The sequence below is a fragment of the Massilia sp. GER05 genome, assembly GCF_052056005.1.
Taxonomy (GTDB): Bacteria; Pseudomonadota; Gammaproteobacteria; order Burkholderiales; family Burkholderiaceae_D; genus Telluria; species Telluria orientalis.
The window spans coordinates 2,273,389-2,293,445 of the sequence record NZ_CP178858.1 but is presented as its reverse complement, the minus strand read 5'-3'; the positions used below and the strand labels follow the sequence as shown (position 1 = coordinate 2,293,445).

The 20,057-nt window shown below is 66.6% G+C and carries 13 protein-coding genes and 1 pseudogene; 8 read left to right on the top strand and 6 right to left on the bottom strand.

What is annotated here, in order from left to right:
- Nucleotides 1-80: 80 nt before the first annotated feature.
- From ACL58G_RS10210 to ACL58G_RS10190, 5 genes and pseudogenes are all read right to left on the bottom strand, one after another.
- Nucleotides 81-1,529: pseudogene (locus tag ACL58G_RS10210) on the bottom strand (methyl-accepting chemotaxis protein); the annotation flags it as partial.
- Nucleotides 1,530-1,760: 231 nt separating this feature from the next.
- Nucleotides 1,761-3,473, bottom strand: coding sequence for a dipeptidyl-peptidase 3 family protein (locus ACL58G_RS10205; protein ID WP_440966660.1), 1,713 nt, complete (start codon nucleotides 3,471-3,473; stop codon nucleotides 1,761-1,763).
- Nucleotides 3,474-3,641: 168 nt separating this feature from the next.
- Nucleotides 3,642-5,096 carry an efflux transporter outer membrane subunit gene (locus tag ACL58G_RS10200; RefSeq protein ID WP_440966658.1) on the bottom strand — a complete coding sequence of 485 codons (1,455 nt, stop codon included), beginning with the start codon at nucleotides 5,094-5,096 and terminating at the stop codon, nucleotides 3,642-3,644.
- Nucleotides 5,097-5,116: 20 nt separating this feature from the next.
- Nucleotides 5,117-6,727, bottom strand: a complete 1,611-nt coding sequence (locus ACL58G_RS10195) for a DHA2 family efflux MFS transporter permease subunit (protein WP_440966656.1) — start codon at nucleotides 6,725-6,727, stop codon at nucleotides 5,117-5,119.
- Between the two features lie 13 nt (nucleotides 6,728-6,740).
- Nucleotides 6,741-7,877 carry an HlyD family secretion protein gene (locus tag ACL58G_RS10190; protein WP_440966655.1) on the bottom strand — a complete coding sequence of 379 codons (1,137 nt, stop codon included), beginning with the start codon at nucleotides 7,875-7,877 and terminating at the stop codon, nucleotides 6,741-6,743.
- Nucleotides 7,878-8,000: 123 nt separating this feature from the next.
- On the opposite strand from ACL58G_RS10190, the gene ACL58G_RS10185 reads away from it, so the two are divergent.
- The 8 genes from ACL58G_RS10185 (at nucleotide 8,001) to ACL58G_RS10150 (ending at nucleotide 18,271) form a co-directional block, all read left to right on the top strand.
- On the top strand, nucleotides 8,001-8,654 hold the full coding sequence (locus ACL58G_RS10185; protein ID WP_413344504.1) for a TetR/AcrR family transcriptional regulator: 654 nt from the start codon (nucleotides 8,001-8,003) through the stop codon (nucleotides 8,652-8,654).
- 134 nt (nucleotides 8,655-8,788) lie between these two features.
- Nucleotides 8,789-8,974 carry a hypothetical protein gene (locus ACL58G_RS10180; protein ID WP_413382961.1) on the top strand — a complete coding sequence of 62 codons (186 nt, stop codon included), beginning with the start codon at nucleotides 8,789-8,791 and terminating at the stop codon, nucleotides 8,972-8,974.
- 192 nt (nucleotides 8,975-9,166) lie between these two features.
- Entirely contained in the window at nucleotides 9,167-9,391 is a 225-nt protein-coding gene (locus tag ACL58G_RS10175; RefSeq protein ID WP_440966652.1) for a hypothetical protein, read from the top strand.
- Nucleotides 9,392-9,419: 28 nt separating this feature from the next.
- Nucleotides 9,420-10,529, top strand: a complete 1,110-nt coding sequence (locus tag ACL58G_RS10170; RefSeq protein ID WP_440966651.1) for a sensor histidine kinase — start codon at nucleotides 9,420-9,422, stop codon at nucleotides 10,527-10,529.
- A 29-nt stretch (nucleotides 10,530-10,558) separates the two neighbouring features.
- Entirely contained in the window at nucleotides 10,559-11,347 is a 789-nt protein-coding gene (locus ACL58G_RS10165) for a LytR/AlgR family response regulator transcription factor (protein WP_413385958.1), read from the top strand.
- A gap of 249 nt (nucleotides 11,348-11,596) precedes the next feature.
- Nucleotides 11,597-13,831, top strand: coding sequence for an NADP-dependent isocitrate dehydrogenase (locus tag ACL58G_RS10160; RefSeq protein WP_440966649.1), 2,235 nt, complete (start codon nucleotides 11,597-11,599; stop codon nucleotides 13,829-13,831).
- A gap of 308 nt (nucleotides 13,832-14,139) precedes the next feature.
- Nucleotides 14,140-14,685: a PEP-CTERM sorting domain-containing protein gene (locus tag ACL58G_RS10155; RefSeq protein WP_440966647.1), complete on the top strand. Its 546-nt coding sequence runs from the start codon at nucleotides 14,140-14,142 to the stop codon at nucleotides 14,683-14,685.
- Nucleotides 14,686-14,710: 25 nt separating this feature from the next.
- Nucleotides 14,711-18,271, top strand: coding sequence for a pectinesterase family protein (locus tag ACL58G_RS10150; RefSeq protein ID WP_440966645.1), 3,561 nt, complete (start codon nucleotides 14,711-14,713; stop codon nucleotides 18,269-18,271).
- On the opposite strand, the gene ACL58G_RS10145 is transcribed toward ACL58G_RS10150, so the two are convergent.
- The gene (locus ACL58G_RS10145; protein WP_440966643.1) at nucleotides 18,272-19,900 is read right to left on the bottom strand and encodes a DUF4139 domain-containing protein; all 1,629 of its coding nucleotides are present in this window, start codon (nucleotides 19,898-19,900) and stop codon (nucleotides 18,272-18,274) included.
- Between the last annotated feature and the right edge of the window lie 157 nt (nucleotides 19,901-20,057).

Sequence of the window (20,057 nt, the reverse complement as noted above, 5' to 3'; positions counted from 1 at the left end):
GCGACTTCGTCCTGCAGCGCGGACGCCGCCGCGCCGGCCTGTTCGACGAGCGCCGCGTTCTGCTGCGTCGCTTCGTCCATCTGGCCGATGGCGCGGTTGACCTGTTCGATGCCGGCGCTCTGCTCCTGGCTCGCATGGCTGATCTCGGCCATGATGTCCGTCACGCGCTTCACGCTCGTGACGATTTCTTCCATCGTGCTGCCCGCCTCGTCGACGAGCTTGGCGCCGTCGTCGACCTTGGCGACGGAATCGCTGATCAGCGTCTTGATTTCCTTCGCGGCCGCGGCCGAACGTTGCGCCAGGCTGCGCACCTCGCCCGCGACGACGGCGAAGCCCCGTCCCTGCTCGCCCGCACGGGCCGCCTCGACGGCCGCGTTCAGCGCGAGGATATTCGTCTGGAACGCGATGCCGTCGATGACGCCGATGATCTCGGCGATCTGCTTCGACGACTCGTTGATCGACGCCATCGTCTGCACGACCTGCGCCACGACGGCGCCGCCGCGCTGGGCCACGCCCGATGCCGACTCGGCGAGGGTGTTCGCCTGGCGTGCGTTGTCCGCGTTCTGGCGCACGGTGCCCGTCAGTTCTTCTATCGACGACGCCGTCTCTTCCAGCGTGCCGGCCTGGCGCTCGCTGCGCTCGGACAGGTCCTGGTTGCCGGCCGCGATTTCCGTCGACGCATTGGCGATCGTGAGCGTGCCCGCGCGCACCTGGCTGACGATGTTCACGAGGCTGTCGCGCATGCCTTTCATCGCGTACAGCAGGCTGGAACGGTCCTCGGCACGGGTCTCGATCGGTACGGACAGGTCGCCGGCCGCGATGGCGCCCGCGATCTCGACGGCGTAGTCCGGCTGGCCGCCCAGCTGGCGCAGCAGGCCGTGGCTGATGAACCAGGCCGCGGCCGCGCCGGCAGCGGCGGCGACGGCGAGGATCGCGAGCATCCAGGCAAAGAAACTGTGCGACAGCGCGCGCGCCTGCGCGGCCGCGTCGTTGTTCAGCTTTTCCTCCAGGTCGATGAGGCGGTTGACGCTGGCGAGCCAGTCGACGAAGGCGGGGCCGGCCTGCTTGTCCAGCAATGCCGTCGCTTCGGCCGTATTGTCGGCCTGGCGCAGGGCGATGAGTTGCGCGATCAGCGGCTGCGTGCGGCGCTCGACGTCCTTGATGGCGGCCAGCGCCTGCTTTTCTTCCGGCAAGATGTCGCTGCGCGCCGCGAACAGCTGGTCGAGCGGCGCGGCCGAGCGCTGGTAGTCGTCGTCCAGTTTCTTGATCAGGCCGGCGTGACGCTGGGCCGTCGGGGCCGTGGAAGCCAGCACGACGTCGCGGATGGCGATCGAGCGGTCGTGCACGCTGCCGCGGAAATTGATCGCATAGCGTTGCTTGACGCTGTTGACGTCGTTGATGCGGATGAGGATGTCGTCGATCTGGCCGACGCGGTGGATGGCGAGGCCGGCCAGCACCGCCATGAGGGCGAGGACGCTGCCGAAACCGAAAGCCAGTCGTTTGCCGATCGTGAGTCCAGTGGTTGTCATTGTGTGCTCGCGTGGTGGGATCGGAATAAATATTTCCAATAGGAAACGATTCCAAATATAGCACACAAATGCCAAATTTGATGTTGGGGCAGGTCTAATACCTGCCCTTTGGCAGGGTTTTATTGCCGAAAATAGCGACGTCGTTCCCGCGCAAGCGGGAACCCATACTGAGTATCCTGTTGGGCTCAGTATGGATCCCGCTTGCGCGGGGATGACGGTATGACGGTGTAATCAGCGGTGCGCGGGCACCAGCTTCGCCGCCGTCACGAACGCCGGCCGGATATCGTTCGGCACGGCCTTCATCTTGTCCAGCGCCTTCTGCACGTCCGGACGGATGACGACATAGCGCTTCATGAGATCCTGCGCGCGGGCGTAATCCCCTGTCGCTTCGATCGTCAGGAACTCGCGGTCGAGGTCCGCCACCGCGCCCTTGATCTTCGCGAAGTCGACGGAGAACGTGCCGTCGCCGTGCGACACGAAGCCGCCCTTGTCGAGCAGGTAGTTCATCTGGATGGCCATGCCGCGCGCGTGCGAATCCGTCAGGCCGAAGTGCAGCGTGCGGAATGCCGATGCGAGGTAGGTGTTGTACAGCTTGCGCTCGGCAGCCGTGCCCTGCCCCAGCGACGCCTTCAGCTGGCCCTTGTCCATCATATAGGTGAGCGCCCACAGGCCGGTGACGTCGGCCTTCGCTTCCTCGATGGTCGAGTAGGCATCCTTCAGGTCCTGGCGCGGCGTGGATGGCTGGCCGTTCTGCGTCGTCGCGTGCGGGCCCAGGCCGTGCATGATCTCGTGCGCGAGGATGTGCGTGAAGAACGAGTCGAAATCGAGGTCCTTCTGGTCGGCCGGACGCAGCACGAGCTTCGAGATCGGCGTCAGGGTCGCCTCGAACTTGGCTTCCTGGACGTTCTTCAGCATCACGCGCTTGGAGCCGCGCTGGCGGATGATGCGCTCATCGTTCGGCAGGTTGTAGGCGGCCGTCTGCACGCCCATGTTGCCGTCGCCGGCGCCGTAGACCTGGTTCACCACGACCATCGGCGCGATCGCCCCGACCTTCGGATTGCGGTATTTGGCATCGAGCGGCAGGTTGTTTTCCAGCTCCTGCATGTGCTTGCCGAAAAAGTTCAGCTTCTCCGTCTCCTTCTGGTCGCGCACGTTCACGTACGCTTCGAACGCGGCCTTGTAGCCGAACAGTTCGTCGTTGTACGTCTCGTACGGGCCGATGGTGACGTCGACCGGGGAATCCAGGTCCATCCACGCGAAATCGGAGGCGAGGTAGTCGTTCGACAGGAAGGCGTCGGCGCGCAGGTTCAGGAATTTTTTCAGCGACGCGTTGTCGGTGGCGTTCGCGGCTTCCTTCAGCAGTTTCGACAGTTTTTGCAGCTCGCTACGGTACTCGTCCGAGTACTTCACGATGGTGAATTTGCCTGCCTTGTCCTTGCGGATCACGGTGAAGAACCACTGGGCCTGTTCCTTGTCGGCGGCCGGCAGGCCGTTCATCCACGCCTCGAGTTCCTGCTTGCTCGCGCCTTCCGGATAAAAATTCGCGCCGGCCGGCTTCTCGGCGGGGATCCTGATGCCGGCGTATTCCGCGGGCATGAAGGATGCGTTGCCGTCGATGATCGACCACGGGCCCTTGTTCAGCCAGAAGTAGTCGCGGCGGGCCTTGCCCAGCGGCGTCGTGTCCTTCTGCAGCGCGGCCCACAGCGCCTCGTTGCCGGACCAGCGCTGGCGCAGCTGCAGCGTGTCGACGATCTTCGCCGCTTCGATCAATCTGGCGATGGCGACGCGGTCGCCGGTTGACAGTTTTGCCGTGTCGGCCGTCAGGTCGACGGGCGCGAAGCGCTTGGCCATCGTCTGCAGTTGCGGCGCGGTGGCGGGGGCGGCGTGGACGGTGGCGCACAGGGTCGCTGCGGCCAGCGCCAGGGGGGCGAGGAGATGCTTCATTGGGGTCCCTTGTGAGGTTGACAATCGGGGGATTGTAATCCTCTTCAGGGGTGATGCATGAAAACTTGGGGGGATAGTGCCGGGGGCACTATCCCGCCTGCGCAGGGGCGACGGCTCACACGCAACGTATGAACTCGTCGTCCCTGCGAAGGCAGGGACCCAATTTCATCAGCGCGACGCCACGGTCGCTTCGGGCGCGGCCTGCGTCCATCCGCCACCCAGCGCCCGCGCGACGGACACCGCGGCCAGCAGCCGCTGCGTCCGGATCTGCGCAGCCGCGCGGTCGGCAGCCAGCGCGGAACGCTGCGCGTCGGTAACGTCGAGATACGTCGACACGCCGCGGTCGAAGCGCGCCTGCGCCACCTGCACCGCGCGCGCGGCGGCCTGCTGCGCCTGCACCTGCACGTCGCCCTGCTTCTGGCGCTGCTGCACGTCCGACAGCGCATCTTCCACTTCGCGCAGCGCCGTCAGCAGGCGGCCTTCGTGGTTCGCGACGGCTTCGTCGTAGCGCGCCCTGGCCAGCTTCACGTTGGCCTCGATACGGCCGCCCTCGAACACCGGCAGCGACAACGCGAGCGGTCCGAACGAGAACTGGCGCGCGCTGCCCTTGGCCAGGTTGCTCAGCGTCTCGGACGCATAGCCGAAATTCCCCGTCAGCGACAGGCTCGGATAGTACGCGCCTTCCGCCACGCCCACCTGCGCATTGAACGCCTTCAGGGTGGCGACGCTCGCGGCGAGGTCCGGACGCTGGCCCAGCAGGCTCGCCGGCAGGCCGACCGGAATCGCGGGCGGTTGCGGCAGCGCGGTGCCCGCGGCCGGGGCCAAGACAGGCTCGCTCGGCGACGCACCGACGAGCACGGCCAGCGCGTGTTCCAGCGTGTTGCGCTGGCGCTGGGCTTCCTGGATGTCCGCCTCGGCGTTGGCGCGCTCGATGCGGGTGCGCGAGACGTCCAGTTCATTGGACAGGCCCGCGTTGAAGCGCGCCTCGATCAGCTGCTGCGATTCGCGGCGCGTGGCCAGCGCATCGTTCAGGATGGCGATATCGGCATCGAGGCCGCGCAGCTGCCAGTACGTCGTCGCGACCTGGCCGGACAGCATCAGCATGACGCCGTCGCGGTCGTCCTGCGCGGCGAGCGCCTGGGCGTCGGCCGCTTCCACGGCGCGGCGCACGCGGCCCCACAGATCCAGCTCGTACGAGAAATTGGCGCCGACGCTGAATTCGTTGCCCTTGATCGAACGGCCGCCGAACGTCACGCCCATCGGCGTTTCGGCCGACGTGCGCGAGTTCGATACGCCGGCGGAGACGCCGACGGTCGGCAACTGGCTGGCGCGCGTCACGCCCAGCTGCGCCTGCGCCTGCACGAGGCGCTGCGCGGCGGCGCGCACGTTCGGGTTGTCGCGCAGGGCGCGTTGTTCCAGCTGGTCCAGCTCCTTGTCGCCGAACACGGTCCACCATGCGGCCGGCAGGCGTGCCGCCTGGTCCGAAGGTTCGGCCGCGGCGTGGCGGAAGGCCGGCGTATCGATGCTCTTCGGCGCGACGAAATCCTTGCCGACGGTGCCGCAGGCGGACAGCAGCACAGCCACGGCCAGCGCGACGGCAGATTTGATATAAACAGTTTTCATACTTTATCCATTTATTGGGTTCAGTGGCCACCGCCACCGCCGCCGCTGGGCGACTTGAGCTTGTCCGAGAACCACAGCGGAATGATCGCCACGAGCAGGATCATGCCGACGATGAAGAAGCCGTCGTTGTAGGCCATCACGAACGACTCGCGCCGCACGATGCGGTCGATGGCGCCGATGGCCTGCTGGGCCGCCGTCGCCGGGTCGAAGCCCTTGGCGAGGAACGATTGCGTCAGCGCGTCGAGGCGGGCCTGCGTGGCGGCGGCTACGAGCGAGACCGACTCGCCCAGGCGCTCCGAGTGGAAGTGCTCGCGGTTCGTCAGGGCCGTTGCCAGCAGGGCGATGCCGACCGAGCCGCCCAGGTTGCGGGTCATGTTGAACAGGCTCGATGCCGACGTCATGTCCTTCGGCGGGATGCCGGCCATGGCGAAGTTCGACAGCGTCAGCATCACGAACGGCTGGCCCAGCGCGCGGATGATCTGCGACAGCATCAGCTGGTCGTAGCCCGTGCTGGCATCCATGTACGCGTTCATCAGGCACGACACGCCGAACAGGCCGAGGCCGAACGAGCACAGGATGCGGTTGTCGATCTTCTGCGACAGGCGCGCCACGAACGGCATCACGAACAGCTGCGGCAGGCCGACCCACGCGATCACTTCACCGATCTGCATCGGCGAGTAGCCCGCGATCTGGCCCAGGAACAGCGGCAGCAGGAACGACGAGCCGTACAGGCCCATGCCGATGACGGCGGACAGCACCGTCGCGACGAGGAAGTTGCGCTGGCCGTACAGGCGCAGGTTGACGAACGGCTCCGGCCGCGAAAAGCCGATCACGATCCAGCCGAGGATACCGACCAGCGCCAGCGACGCGAACGTGATGATGAAGCCGGACTCGAACCAGTCCTTCGAATTGCCCTCTTCCAGGAAGATCGTCAGGCTCGCGAGCCCCGTCGCCATGAACGCGATGCCGAGCCAGTCGGCCTTGACCAGCGCCTTCAGGTCCATGGGCTCGCGGTCGATGCCCCAGTACATGCCGGCGATCAGGAGCACGCCCGGCACCCAGTTGATGTAGAAGATCGACGGCCAGCCGTACAACTCGGTCAGGTAGCCGCCCAGGGTCGGGCCCATCGCGGGCGCCAGGGTGGCGGTCAGGCCGAACATCGCCATGCCGACCGCGCGCTTGGCCGGGGGCAGGCGCGTCATCACGAGGGTCATCGCCATCGGGATCAGCGCGCCGCCCGTGAAGCCCTGCATCATGCGGAACACGATCATGCTGGACAGGCTCCAGGCCGCGCCGCACAGCGTGGAGAACACGAGGAACAGCGCCGTCGTGAGCATCAGGTAGCGGCGCTGGCCGAGGGCGCGCACGAACAGCGCCGTCATCGGGATCACCACGATCTCGGCGCACAGGTAGGCGGTCGAGATCCACGAGCCCTCTTCCTGCGTGGCCGACAGCGTACCGAGGATGTCGCGCAGCGAAGAGTTGGTGATCTGGATGTCGAGCACCGCCATGAAGGCGCCCAGCATGCCGGCCAGCACCGCGATCCACGTGCGCGCGTCGATGCGCGCACCATTTGCAGGTGCTCCCGGCGGCGCGTGCGGCGCCATCGGTTTGGTGATCGTCGTGGACATCACGGTTCCTCGGTTATTTGGCGGCAGCTTGCTGTTGCGTTGCCTTTTGGCGCAGGTCGATCTCGACGACAGTCGACATGCCCGGCACGAGGCGGCCCGCGTACTTCTTGAGGTCTTCCGGCGCGAACGTGATCTTCACGGGCACGCGCTGAACGATCTTGGTGAAGTTGCCGGTCGCGTTATCGGCCGGCAGCAGCGCGAACTGGTTGCCCGACGCCGGCGCGAAGCTGTCCACGCGGCCGACCAGTTCGTGCTTCGGCAGCGCGTCCACTTCGATGCTGACCTGCTGGCCCGGCACGATGCCCGGCAGCTGCGTTTCCTTGAAGTTGGCGACGACCCACACGTCGTCCTGCACGATGGCGGCCAACTGCTGGCCCGGCTGCACGCGCGCGCCGACTTCCACGCTGCGCTTGCCGACGCGGCCGGACACCGGCGACACGATGCGGTTGTAGCCGAGCTGCTGCCGGGCGTCCTTCAGCTGCGCCTCCAGCACTTTCACCTGCGCCTCGAGCACGCCACGGGCCGACGTGGCGGCGGCGATCTGGGCCTGGGCGGCGCTGGCGTTGTCGCGGCGGGCCGTGACGTCGGCCGTGGCACCCGCGCGGGCGGCCGTGGCGGCATCGACTTCGGCTTTCGAGACGGCCTTCATCTGGGTGTTGTACAGCTGGCCGTAGCGCTCGGCGTCCTGTTTGGCGCGCACGAGGTTGGCCTGGGCCTGCACGACCTGCGCCCGGGCGGCCGAGGCCTGCGCCCTGGCCTGCTGGATGGCGGCGTCGGCCTGCACGATCTGCTGCTGCACGCTGGCGATCTGGGCCTGGATCTGCTCGACCTTCACGCCCTGGTCGGCCGGGTCCAGCTCGGCCAGCACGTCGCCGGCCTTGATGACCTGGTTATCCTCGAACAGCACCTTGGTCACGACGCCCGGGATGCGCGACGACACCGGGTGCACGTGGCCCGTGACGTAGGCATTTTCGGTCTCGACGAAGTTATGGCTGCGGTACCACATGCGGCCGCCGGCGGCCAGCGCGGCGGCGGCGATCAGGCCCACCACGATCAGCACGCGCTTCGGAGGCCCCTTGGCGGCGTTGGCCGGTGCCGGTGGGACGGCTGCGGCCGGCTTGTGGTCGACCGTGGTTTGCGTATCAGGCATGTTAGCTCCGAAAGAAATGAAATTAGTCCATCGCATTATTCGACAAGTTTTTGCCAAAGTCAAGAAATGAAACGGTTGCATTTCATTAGAGATTCCACTAGCATGGAGCCCATGGACAAACATATGCATGACGCATCCGAATGCCCCGGCAAGGGCGCGGGCCGGCCCAAGGCCGCCGACGTCGAGGCGCGCACGCAGGAGTTGCTGCATATCGCGGGCACCCTGTTTCTCAAGAATGGCTATACGAAGACGAGCCTCGAATCGATCGCCCGCGCGGCGCACGTCGCGGTGCGCACGATCTATGTGAAATTCGGCGGCAAGGAAGGCCTGCTGGCCGCCGTGCTGGCCGCCAAGCGCCACCGCTTCTTCCGCAGCCAGCCGATGGAGACGGATACCCGTCCGCTGCGCGACATCATCGACGACTTCGCGCACCAGATGTACGCACTGATCACGTCGCAGGAAGCGATCGACCTGCAGCGCATCGTGCTGGCCGAGGCGCCGACGAATCCGGAACTGGCCGAGGCATTCTGGAACAGCGGCCCGCGCATGACGCGCGAGATGTTGGCCCGCTTCTTCGCCCGCCCGGACATCCGCGCCCAACTGCGTCCCGGCCTGCCGCTCGACCTGCTGCCCTGCCACCTGATGAGCACCATCACGGGCGAAATGTTCATGAACCTCATGCGCCCGCAGCACGTCGTCGACCAGGAAAAGGCGAAGCGCGACCTCGAAGGCCGGCTCGAATTGTTTTATTACAGCATCCTGCCGCCAAGAACTTAATTCCTTTTAGCAAAGACAATGTGCGTCATCGCACCGACCTAATCGGTGGGAACAAGTAGCCTGTGGTCTTTGAAGGAGGATGTCATGAACAACAATACAAATAGCAAGACGGCAGTTCGCCGCAAGGAGGGTGCATGAGCAAGTCGTCCCGTTACGAATGGCGCGACCAGCAGGCCGCGCTGCACGAGCGCATGAAGGGCTTCCTCGCCAACCCGAGCAATGAGCAGCTCGAGGCCGTCGTCGCCGAGATGCGCGCGTATGCGGATGCCGCACAGAGCGGCAGTATCGAGATTCCGCAGGCCTGGACTGCATATCGCTGACTGGGGTGGGCACGTGCCCACGCGTGACGCATGCGGTTTGTTGGCGTTACGCGCGGGCTCGGGGAGCCCGCCCTACGTTTCGCGACACAACGCTGCATTTCACGCCCCTCCACCGCATTTCGTCGCATCGCCCCCTGCGCGATGACGCCCCTGGCTACAGTGCGTCTACCAACAACGACACTGGAGCCCATCATGATCCGCACCGCGCTGCCGACCCTGGCCCTCGCCACTCCGTTCGCCGCGCAGGTTACGCATGCCGCCGATCTCGTCGTCCACGTCGACAACGTCAAGTCGACGTCGGACCAGGTCATGGTCGCCCTGTACGACAATGCCGACGCGTTCCTCAAGCACCCGGTCCGCGCGGAGCAGGCGAAGGCCGACAAGGCCGGCACGCACGCCGCATTGCGTCCATGGTAACTTTCTGGCTGCTTGAGACAGGAACACCATGACCACACCCGCCACGCCCTCGATGCACCCGCTGGAATCGTTCGCGCCCTTCCGGCGCTGGCGCCCTTCGCCGCTGCGCAACCTCGTCTACACGTTCGTGTGGAACGGCATCGTCGGCGTCGCGCTGACGTGCGTGGCCCTGCTGTTCGGCAGCCGCGCGCCGGTCGCCACGCTGCTGACCGAAATGTTGTTCGCGTCGAACGTGATCGGCTTCCTCATCCACGGCGTGGTGCACCTGCTGCGCCGCGTCGCGCCCGGACGGAACAGCACGGCGATGCGGGCCGCCAGGGTGCTGCTGACGGCGTGTTGCGCCCTGCTCGGCCTGGCCGTCACGGACGCCGTGCTCGGTGGACGCAGCACCTTCGACGCACTGCTGCACACGGGCCTGATGGCGCGCTACCTGCCGGGCGCCATCGTGGTCGCGCTGCTGATGGCCGGCGTGCTCACGGCCGGCGAGCGCCGCGTCGCGCGCGAGATCGAGGCGGCGCGCCAGCAGGAGCAAATCGCCGAGGCCGCGCGCCTGCTCGCGGAAGCGCAGCTGCGCACCCTGCAGGCCCAGATCGAACCGCACTTCCTGTACAACACGCTGGCCAACGTCGTCAGCCTGATCGGTTCCGATCCGGTCCGGGCCCGCCACATGCTCGAGCGCCTGATCGATTTCCTGCGCGCGAGCCTGTCGGCCAGCCGCGCGGAGCACGCCACCCTGGGTGCCGAGATCGACCTCGCGCGCGCCTACCTCGACCTGCTGACGGTGCGCATGGGCGCCCGGCTGCGCTACCGCATCGACGTGGACGACGCCTGCCGCGCCGCCGCCATCGCGCCCATGCTGATCCAGCCGCTGGTGGAAAACGCCGTCATGCACGGCATCGAGCCGAAGGTGGATGGCGGCACGATCGTCGTGCGGGCGCGCCGGACGGATGCGGGTTGGTGCGTGGAAGTGGCCGACGACGGGGCGGGCTTGACGGCGGCAGCGCCCCGCCCGGGCGGCGGCGTGGGCCTGTCGAACTTGCGCGAGCGCCTGCGCACCTTGCATGGGAATCTTGCTCAAGTACAATTGCTCGAAAATCAAGACGGAGGCGTCACCTCGCGTCTGATCCTGCCTGCATAACGTTTTACCGAGGTGCCATCATCGACCCCATCCGCGCCCTGCTTGCCGACGACGAACCGCACCTGCTGGCCTATCTTGAAGAACAACTGGCGATCGCATGGCCGGAACTGCGCATCGCCGGCCGCGCCGGCAACGGCATCGAAGCGCTGCGCCTCGTGGACGAGCTGGCGCCCGACATCCTGTTCCTCGACATCCAGATGCCCGGCCTGAACGGCCTCGATCTCGCAGCCCGCCTCGTCGATGAGAAGAATGCGCCGCGCGTCGTGTTCACGACCGCGCACGAGGCGTATGCGCTGCAGGCCTTCGAGCACGCCGCGTTCGATTATTTATTGAAACCCATCCGCCTGGAGCGGCTGCAGCGCACCGCCCTGCGCCTGAAGGAAGCGCTGTCCGCCCCCGCACCGGCGGCGCCATCGGCCGACATGCTGGCAGGCCTGCTGCGCCAGCTCGGCATGGCGCCCTCCACGCCCGCCGCCGCGCCCGCGCCGGCCGCGCCGCTGCAGTGGATCCGCGCCGCGCAGGGCCAGGAAACGCGGCTGATCGCCATCGACGAAGTCATTTACTTCCAGAGCAACGACAAGTACACGAGCGTGTTCGTGGCCGACGGCGAGCACCTGATCCGCACGCCGATGCGCCAGCTGCGCGACCAGCTCGACCCGCAGCAGTTCTGGCAGATCCACCGCGGCGTGATCGTCGCGGCGCGCCACGTGGCCGGCACGCGCACCGACTTCCGCGGCCGGCTGCTGGTGAAACTGAAGGGCCGCGACGAACAACTGGTCGTCAGCCGCAACTACGCCGACCTGTTCCGCCAGATGTAAATCCCGCATTGCGAAAAGGCCTTTCACGATCTGCTTCGCCTTTGCGAAAAGGTCGTGCATAATAGCGGCTGTCCTATGTCTTATATAAGACTTAGTCGTAAGGCAACATACGACGTTTGTGGCCGCCGGATCGATGTTTGACGGAGTATGATCCTCGATCTGTTCACCACCATTGGCGCGTGGCCCGGACAGCCGATGTTTTTTTAGTATTAGAACTCCAAACCCTCCCGCACATCGAGGAACCAGCGTATGAGCAGTGATCAGACCATCATCTATACCCTAACCGACGAGGCGCCCCTGCTGGCCACCCACGCCTTCCTGCCCGTCGTCGAGACGTTTGCCAAACCCGCCGGCATCCGCATCGAAGAGAGCGACATCTCCGTCGCGGCGCGTATCCTGGCGGTCTTCGCCGACCGCCTGTCGCCGGACCAGCGCGTGCCGGACACGCTGTCGGAACTCGGCAAGAAGACGCTGCAGCCGGACGCCAACATCATCAAGCTGCCGAACATCTCGGCATCGGTGGGCCAGCTGCAGGCAGCCATCAAGGAACTGCAGGGCAAGGGCTACAACCTCCCGGACTACCCGGCCGATCCGAAGACGGACGAGGAAAAAGAGATCAAGGCCCGCTACGGCAAGTGCATCGGCTCGTCCGTGAACCCGGTCCTGCGCGAAGGTAACTCGGACCGCCGCGCGCCGAAGGCCGTCAAGGAATACGCCCGCAAGAACCCGCACTCGATGGGCGAATGGTCGCAGGCATCGCGCACGCACGTGTCGCACATGACCCACGGCGACTTCTACCACGGCGAAAAGTCGATGACGCTCGACCGCGCGCGCGACGTCAAGATGGAACTGATCACCAGGAGCGGCGAGACCATCGTGCTGAAACCGAAGGTCTCCCTGCTGGACGGCGAGATCATCGACTCGATGTTCATGAGCCGCAAGGCCCTGCTCGAGTTCTATGAACAGCAGATCGAAGACGCGCACAAGACCGGCGTGATGTTCTCGCTGCACGTGAAGGCGACCATGATGAAGGTCTCGCACCCGATCGTGTTCGGCCACGCGGTCCGCACCTTCTACAAGGAAGCCTTCGAGAAGCACGGCGAGACGCTGGCGGCACTGGGCGTGAACGTCAACAACGGCATGGCCGACCTGTACAACAAGATCGCCAAGCTGCCGGATTCGCAGCGCGAAGAAATCATCCGCGACATCCACGCCTGCCAGGAACACCGCCCGGCGCTGGCGATGGTCGACTCGGCCAAGGGCATCACCAACTTCCACTCGCCGAACGACGTGATCGTCGACGCATCGATGCCGGCAATGATCCGCGCCGGCGGCAAGATGTACGGCGCCGACGGCCGCCTGAAGGAAGTCAAGGCCGTGATCCCGGAATCGACGTTCGCCCGCATCTACCAGGAGATCATCAACTTCTGCAAATGGCATGGCGCGTTCGACCCGCGCACGATGGGCACCGTCCCGAACGTCGGCCTGATGGCCCAGCAGGCCGAGGAATACGGCTCGCACGACAAGACCTTCGAAGTGCAGGAAGACGGCGTCGCCAACATCACCGACCTGGCGACGGGCGAAGTGCTGCTGTCGCAGAACGTCGAGAAGGGCGACATCTGGCGCATGTGCCAGGTGAAGGACGCGCCGATCCGCGACTGGGTCAAGCTGGCCGTCACCCGCGCCCGCAACTCGGGCATGCCGGCCGTGTTCTGGCTCGATCCGTACCGTCCGCACGAGAATGAACTGATCAAGAAGGTCAAGACGTACCTGAAGGATCACGACACGGAAGGCCTGGACATCCAGATCATGTCGCAGGTGCGCGCGATGCGCTTCACGCTGGAGCGTGCCTTCCGCGGCCTGGACACCATCTCGGTGACCGGCAACATCCTGCGCGACTACCTGACCGACCTGTTCCCGATCCTGGAACTGGGCACCAGCGCCAAGATGCTGTCGATCGTCCCGCTGATGGCCGGCGGCGGCATGTACGAGACGGGCGCCGGCGGTTCGGCACCGAAGCACGTGCAGCAGCTGACCGAGGAAAACCACCTGCGCTGGGACTCGCTGGGCGAATTCCTCGCGCTGGCCGTCAGCCTCGAAGACCTGGGCCTGAAGACCGGCAACGCGAAAGCCAAGCTGCTGGCCAAGACGCTGGACGCCGCCACCAGCAAGCTGCTGGACAACCGCAAGTCGCCGTCGCCGAAGACCGGTGAACTCGACAACCGCGGCAGCCAGTTCTACCTGTCGATGTTCTGGGCCCAGGAACTGGCCGCGCAAACGGAAGACGCCGAACTGGCCGCCTACTTCGCGCCGCTCGCCAAGCAACTGGCCGAGAACGAGCAGAAGATCGTGGCCGAGCTGATCGAGATCCAGGGCAAGCCGGTCGACATCGGCGGCTACTACAAGCCGGACAATGCCAAGGTCAAGGCCGTGATGCGTCCGAGCGCCACGTTCAACAAGGCACTGGAAAGCGTCGGCGCCTGACAGCACCGCACGGTGCGTGAGCACCGATGAAAAAACCCCGGTTCCGCGTCATGCGGACCGGGGTTTTTGCTTGTTGGTGGGCACGGGGTGCCCATCCTACGGTGCCGCCAACACGTAGGGTGGGCTCCCCGAGCCCACGACGCACCTGTCTAAATTGGCCAAGCCAATTTCATCTCCGGTCCAAATTTAATTCAACTGGCCCGACCAATTTAAATGTTCCCGTGCTAACATTTCCCGACCTGGCGGCCCGGCATCCGGCCAGGCACCGCCATGGCTCATCGGGAATAACAATGAAAACGACTACAATCTTGGAGACCCTGGTCCTGGCAGCCCTTGCCACCGGCCAGGCACAGGCAGCACCGCTTTCCCTGCAAGACGCCCGCATCACCGCCACCTACAACGGCAGCGCGGCCGACGTCCTCGGACTCGACCACCTGTTCGTCCAGGAACCCGGCAGCAACACCAGCACGCTCGACCCGACCGACAGCGGCGTCGAATTCCTCACGGCCGACTTCCTGTTCGGCTTCGATTTCGCCAAGGACGGCATGCTCACGATCTACGAGAACATGTCCGTCCCCACCGGCGACTACAAGCTGACCTTCGACTTCGGCGCGACGCTCCCCGCCGCCATCGCGAGCTTCACGCTGCTGGACGGCGGCGCGGCCGACGGCGTGCCCGGTTTGAGCATCGTCGACGGCCACACCATCGCCGTCGACCTGGGCGGGCTCGCGTGGCATGGCGACTACGGTTCGATCACGGCGCGGATCGGTGCCGCGGACGTCCCCGAACCCGCGGTCCCCGCCCTGCTGCTGGCCGGCGCCGCCGGCCTCGCATTCAGCCGCCGCCGCGCCTGAGCCACCGTCTGCCAAGGAGACATCCATGAGATACGCACGTATCGGGGCGGCGCTCGCGCTCGCCGCGCTCTGCCTTACCGTCAATGGCGCCACCGCCGCCACGGATCCGGCCCGCGCCATCGCGCCGCCCGACGGCTGGGCGAGCCAGGGCGGCGGCACCATCGCCGGCGCCAACGCCACCACCGACCAGATCTACACCGTGACGAACCGCGCGCAGCTGCTCGCGGCCATCGCCAACGGCGGCACGACGCCCAAGATCATCAAGCTGTCCGGCCTCGTCGACATGACCGATGGGAAGCCGTACACGAGCACCGCCGACCAGTCGGCGCGCGGCGCGATCCGCCTCAAGAACAACACGACCCTGATCGGCGACGGCGCGAATTCGGGCCTCGTCAACGGCCACATCATCCTGTCGAACGTCAGCCAGATCATCATCCGCAACCTCAAGATCCAGAACCCGTGCGACGTCGGCCCCGTGTGGGACCCGACGGACGGATCGACCGGCAACTGGAACGCGGCCTATGACGCCATCGGCATCTCCGGCTCGGACCACGTGTGGATCGACCACAACTCGTTCACCGACGCGCCGGTCACGGACAACTTCCTGCCGATCGAGAACGGCCACGTGAAGCAGTGCCACGACGGCGCCGTCGACATCACCAACGCGTCCGACTACGTGACCGTGTCGTACAACGTGTTCGGCGAGCACGACAAGAACAACCTGGTCGGCTCCAGTCCTACCGCCACGGCGGACGAGGGCAAGCTGCGCGTCACCTTCAGCAACAACGTGTTCCGCGCGATCCAGTCGCGTGCGCCGCGCGTGCGTTTCGGCCAGGTCCACCTCTTCAACAACTACTACGTGGGCAGCAAGACGGCCGACGTGTACAAGAACAGCTACAGCGTGGGCCCCGGCGCGAATGCGAAGATCCTGTCGAACGCGAACGTGTTCGAGATCGCGGGCGCCAGCGGCTGCGACAGCGTGGTGAGGAATCCCGGCGACGCCACGGCCGGCACCTTCAAGGACACCGGCTCCCTGCTGAACGGCGCGGCGCTGGGTGCATGCGCCGTGTCCAGCGCGACGACGTGGACCCCGCCGTATGCCTACACACCCCGCCCCGCCGCGCTGGTCAAGGCGAATGCGCTGGCGCAGGCCGGTGGCGGCAAGCTGGCGACGGCGATCACCGGCACAGGTAAAACCACCATCGACACGGGGCCCACCCTGAACTGCCCCGCCACCGGCCTGTACTTCTGCGACGATTTCCAGTCCGGCAGCACGGCCAAGTGGAATTTGCTGCCCTTATCTACGCCGACCTCCGGCCCGAACGGCACGTTCGGCGTGACGGAAGAAGCCGCGGGCAGCGCCAGCAAGGTGCTGCAGTACACGGCCGCGACGACGGGCGGCGTGCTCGCGCTCGTGAAGCCGGACGCGTTCGGCGGCGTACCATCGAACGACTATTACGTGGAAGCGCGCATCCGCCCGATGGCCAACGGCACGACCGGCAACAAACAGCTGTACCTCGTCGCGCGCTACGTCGATGCGGCCAACTGGTATGGCGCGGGCCTGAACGTCCAGAACAGCACGACGAGCACCCAGGTCGAGATCGCGCGCATGCTGAACGGGACGCTCAGCCGCCCGAAACAGGTCAAGATGCCGATCGCGATGGATGCCCAGTTCTACACGGTCCGTTTCGAGATGATCGGCACCACGCTCACGGTCTACCTGGACGGGAAGAACCTCGGCAGCGTGACCGACGCGTCGTTCGCGCAGCGCGGCCTGATCGGCCTGTACACGGCCAATAAATCGTTCCAGGTCGACGACGTGCGCGTGGGCGACCCGCGCCAGAAACCCGTGCAGTTGACGCTCGATCCGGCCGCGACGACTTACACGGCCGAAGCGGGCGACGCGCCTTTGCATGTCGCCGTCACCGCCGTCACGGCAGACGGCACGGCCGACAGTTTTACCGTCGCGTCCAGCAATCCGGCCGTGGTCAGCGCGAACATGAACGGCAACACGGTCACCCTGACGCCGCTGTCCGCCGGCGCCGCCAGCATCGTGTTCACGAGCGGCTCCGAACCGGGCCTCACGCGCACGATCGCGGCGACCATCGGCGCCCAATTCGTCCAGCCGACCCAGACGTATCCGCTGCAGGGCGCCAGCAGCCCGGCCGCGCAGGCGGGCGCCGTCAACGTCGACACGGTGTTGACACTGACGTTCGACAGCCCGCCCACGCTGGGCGCCAACGGCAGCATCCGCATCTTCCGCAAGGCCGACGATGCCCTGGTCGACGTGATCCGCACGAGCGGCGAAACGGATGCCCTCGGCTACCCCGGCCAGGCGCTCGTGCGGCGCGTGAACACGGCGCCGATCCGCATCGACGGCAACACGGTGCGCATCGCGCCGCACTCGGGCAAGCTCGCCTGGGGCACGGAATACTATGTCGCGATCGCCGACGGCGTGTTCACGAATACCACGCTGGGCGGCCTGCCGTTCGTCGGCATCGGCAAGCTCGGTGGCTGGTCGTTCACGACGAAGGCGGCCGCGCCGACCTCGAGCAACGTCACCGTGGACGACGACGGCAGCGCCGATTTCCGCACCGTGCAGGGCGCGCTGAACTACGCGATGCAGAACTTCGCGAAGACGGCGCCGGTGACGATCGCCGTGAAGAACGGCACCTACGACGAGCTGCTGTACCTGAACGGCAAGGACAACGTCACGCTGAAGGGAGAGAGCCGCGACGGCGTCGTGATCCGCTACACGAACAACGAGACGCTGAACCCGGGCACCGGGTCGAGCCAGTCGCCGACGGTCGCCGGCTCGCCGGCGGGCGGACGCGCGGTGATGCTGGTCGAGAACGCGGACATGCTGGTGCTCGACACGCTCACGATCGACAACACGACGCTCCGTTCGGCCTCCATCTCGGGCCAGGCGGAGACGCTGTACTTCAACAGCGACACGCGCCTCGTCGCGAAGCACGCGAACTTCACGAGCGAGCAGGACACGCTGAACCTGAAGGGCTGGGCGTGGTTCTACGACACGCTCGTCGCGGGCAACGTCGACTTCATCTGGGGCGGCAGCCACGCGGCCCTGTTCGAGAACAGCGAGATCCGCAGCGTGGGCGACAGTGCGAACGCATCGAGCGGCGGCTACGTGCTGCAGGCGCGCGTGCCCGCGGCGACGGACATCGGCTACGTCTTCCTGAACAGCGCGCTGACGCACGGCCCCGGCCCCGGCCCGAACCACGGCGACGTGCCGGCCGGCGCGACGTATCTGGCGCGCAGCCCGGGCACGACGGGCACGTGGGACAACGTCGCCTTCGTGAACTGCCGGATGGATGCCCACGTGGCGCCGGCCGGCTGGGCGGGCCAGGGTGTCAATAACCAGCCGGCGCCGAATCCGGCCGTGGCGAGCGCGGACGCGGGCTGGCGCGAGCACGGCAGCACGACGCTGGCCGGCACGCCGCTCGACCTGCGCACGCGCGTGGGCGGCTACGTGCTGTCCGATGCGGACGTGGCGAACCGTTTCGCGACGCGCGCCAGGGTCTTTGCGGCCTACGGCGGCGGCGCGGGGTGGAACCCGCAGCCGTGATCAGGGCAAGCCCTGCACGTAGCCCTCTTTCGGATAATCGATGACGTAGTCGACGTCGAACCTGGCCGTCTCGTTCGGCTTCAGCGTGCGCGTCCAGCCGACCAGTCCGCGCCGCTGCTCCCAGTCGCGGACGTCCGGTTCCGGACGCAGGGCCGTCTTGACGGTCACCTTGTCCGATTCGCTGACGGGCGTCGGTTCGAGCACCAGCACGTCGATCGGCTGGCGATGGGTGCTCGTCACGACATACGTCTGCGCGATGCGGCGCTGGTTGGCGCCGTTGAAGAAGCCCGTCTGGCCCGACTTGCGGTCGCGGTCCTCGACCTTCACGCGCACGAGCGGGTCGCGCCCGAACGCCAGCCGGAAGCGCTCGCCCGCCTGCGGGTCCCAGCGCAGCGCGCCGACATAGGTGCCGTCGCGCTGCAGCTGTACCTGGCCGGGCAGCCAGACGCCGTCGGGCCGCGCCGCCTGCGCCGTCAGGACCGCCGCGTCATTGCCGCTCCGCGGCGCGACCAGGACGCGCTGCTCGGCCTTCAGGGTCTGCCGCGACAGGCTGACGGCGATCTCGCGGCCGTCCGATGCCAGGGTGACGCGGGCCGGCACCTCGAACTCGGTCGTGAAATTCCCCTGCGATTCCAGGATGGGGGCGATGTAATCGTCCGCCCTGGCGGCGGGCGGTGGCGGGGGCGCCGCGGGTGCCGGTGCCGGCATGGCGCGGAACATGGCAGTGGTGGGGGCAACGATATTCTCGGTGGGCGGCTGGTAATCCAGCAGCCACGGCATCGGATCGGGCGCGGACACGACGAGGCTCGGCTGCCCGGTCGACAGGCGCAGCTTCACATTGGTCCAGTCCTCGCCCGTCTTTTGCGAAATGGTCGCCATCCGTTCCAGGTCGATGGTGGACGCGCTCGAATCCAGCGCGGCGCGGTACGCCGGCTTCCAGCCCGCGCGGTTGACCTGGTAAGTCAGCACGATCTTTCCGCCCTGCCGGGCCGCCACCTGCACCGTGATCGTCCGGCCGGCACGCGCGCCGGCGCGCGCCTGCGCGAGCTCGCGCTGGGCGGCGTCGAGCTGCTTCGTCAACGCGCGCTTCTTCGTCTCGTCGTTGCGCACGCGCTCGAGCGCGTCGAAGGCGCCCTTGCGGATCGCGTCCAGCGTGCCGGCCAGGTTCTTCGCATCGACCGGCGCGGGCTTGTCGCCGCCCGTGCCCAGCTTCTCGAGATAGCCTTGCACGATCTGGGCCGACTTGATGTCCGCATCGATCGCGGCGACCTGGTCCTGCAGCGCCTGCACCTTCGCCTCCAGGTCCGCCTCGCGCGCGCTCGGGCTGTCGGCCCGCGCCTGGTCGCGCGTGACGACCTGCCCGACCTGGATTCCGGCATCGGCCTGCAGCCGGACGGTGTCCTTGTCGAAGTTGGCGGGCAGGCCCGTGATCTCGACCTGCGTCGCGCCGGCCGCCACCTGCGCGACGCGCTCCACCGTGGCGCTGCCGGGGTACAAGGTGACGCTCTGGATGGGGGCTTCGGTTGCCGCGGCGGTCCCTACCGCGGCGGTCGCCACCGCGGCGGTCGTCACTGCGGCGGTCGTCATCGCGAATGCCAGTCCGACTGGCCATGCCTGCTTGAATTCCATGATGTTTCCTTCGGGATTGAACCCGCCGAGCTTAGCAAATGGCGCCGTGGGAAAAGCCGCGAAATGTAACGATGTCAACTATCATCTTATGACAACGTTGTTGTTGTACAATTTCTTTTGCGACAAGTCGCGCACTTCACTCTCCGGGAGATCACAC

Excerpts from the sequence above, each read along its gene's own strand:
- ACL58G_RS10160 (WP_440966649.1), top strand. The coding sequence starts at position 11,597 with ATGAGCAGTGATCAGACCATCATCTATACCCTAACCGACGAGGCGCCC.
- ACL58G_RS10190 (WP_440966655.1), bottom strand. The coding sequence starts at position 7,877 with ATGCCTGATACGCAAACCACGGTCGACCACAAGCCGGCCGCAGCCGTC.
- ACL58G_RS10150 (WP_440966645.1), top strand. The coding sequence starts at position 14,711 with ATGAGATACGCACGTATCGGGGCGGCGCTCGCGCTCGCCGCGCTCTGC.
- ACL58G_RS10170 (WP_440966651.1), top strand. The coding sequence starts at position 9,420 with ATGACCACACCCGCCACGCCCTCGATGCACCCGCTGGAATCGTTCGCG.
- ACL58G_RS10200 (WP_440966658.1), bottom strand. The coding sequence starts at position 5,096 with ATGAAAACTGTTTATATCAAATCTGCCGTCGCGCTGGCCGTGGCTGTG.
- ACL58G_RS10175 (WP_440966652.1), top strand. The coding sequence starts at position 9,167 with ATGATCCGCACCGCGCTGCCGACCCTGGCCCTCGCCACTCCGTTCGCC.
- ACL58G_RS10195 (WP_440966656.1), bottom strand. The coding sequence starts at position 6,727 with ATGTCCACGACGATCACCAAACCGATGGCGCCGCACGCGCCGCCGGGA.
- ACL58G_RS10145 (WP_440966643.1), bottom strand. The coding sequence starts at position 19,900 with ATGGAATTCAAGCAGGCATGGCCAGTCGGACTGGCATTCGCGATGACG.
- ACL58G_RS10205 (WP_440966660.1), bottom strand. The coding sequence starts at position 3,473 with ATGAAGCATCTCCTCGCCCCCCTGGCGCTGGCCGCAGCGACCCTGTGC.
- ACL58G_RS10180 (WP_413382961.1), top strand. The coding sequence starts at position 8,789 with ATGAGCAAGTCGTCCCGTTACGAATGGCGCGACCAGCAGGCCGCGCTG.
- ACL58G_RS10185 (WP_413344504.1), top strand. The coding sequence starts at position 8,001 with ATGCATGACGCATCCGAATGCCCCGGCAAGGGCGCGGGCCGGCCCAAG.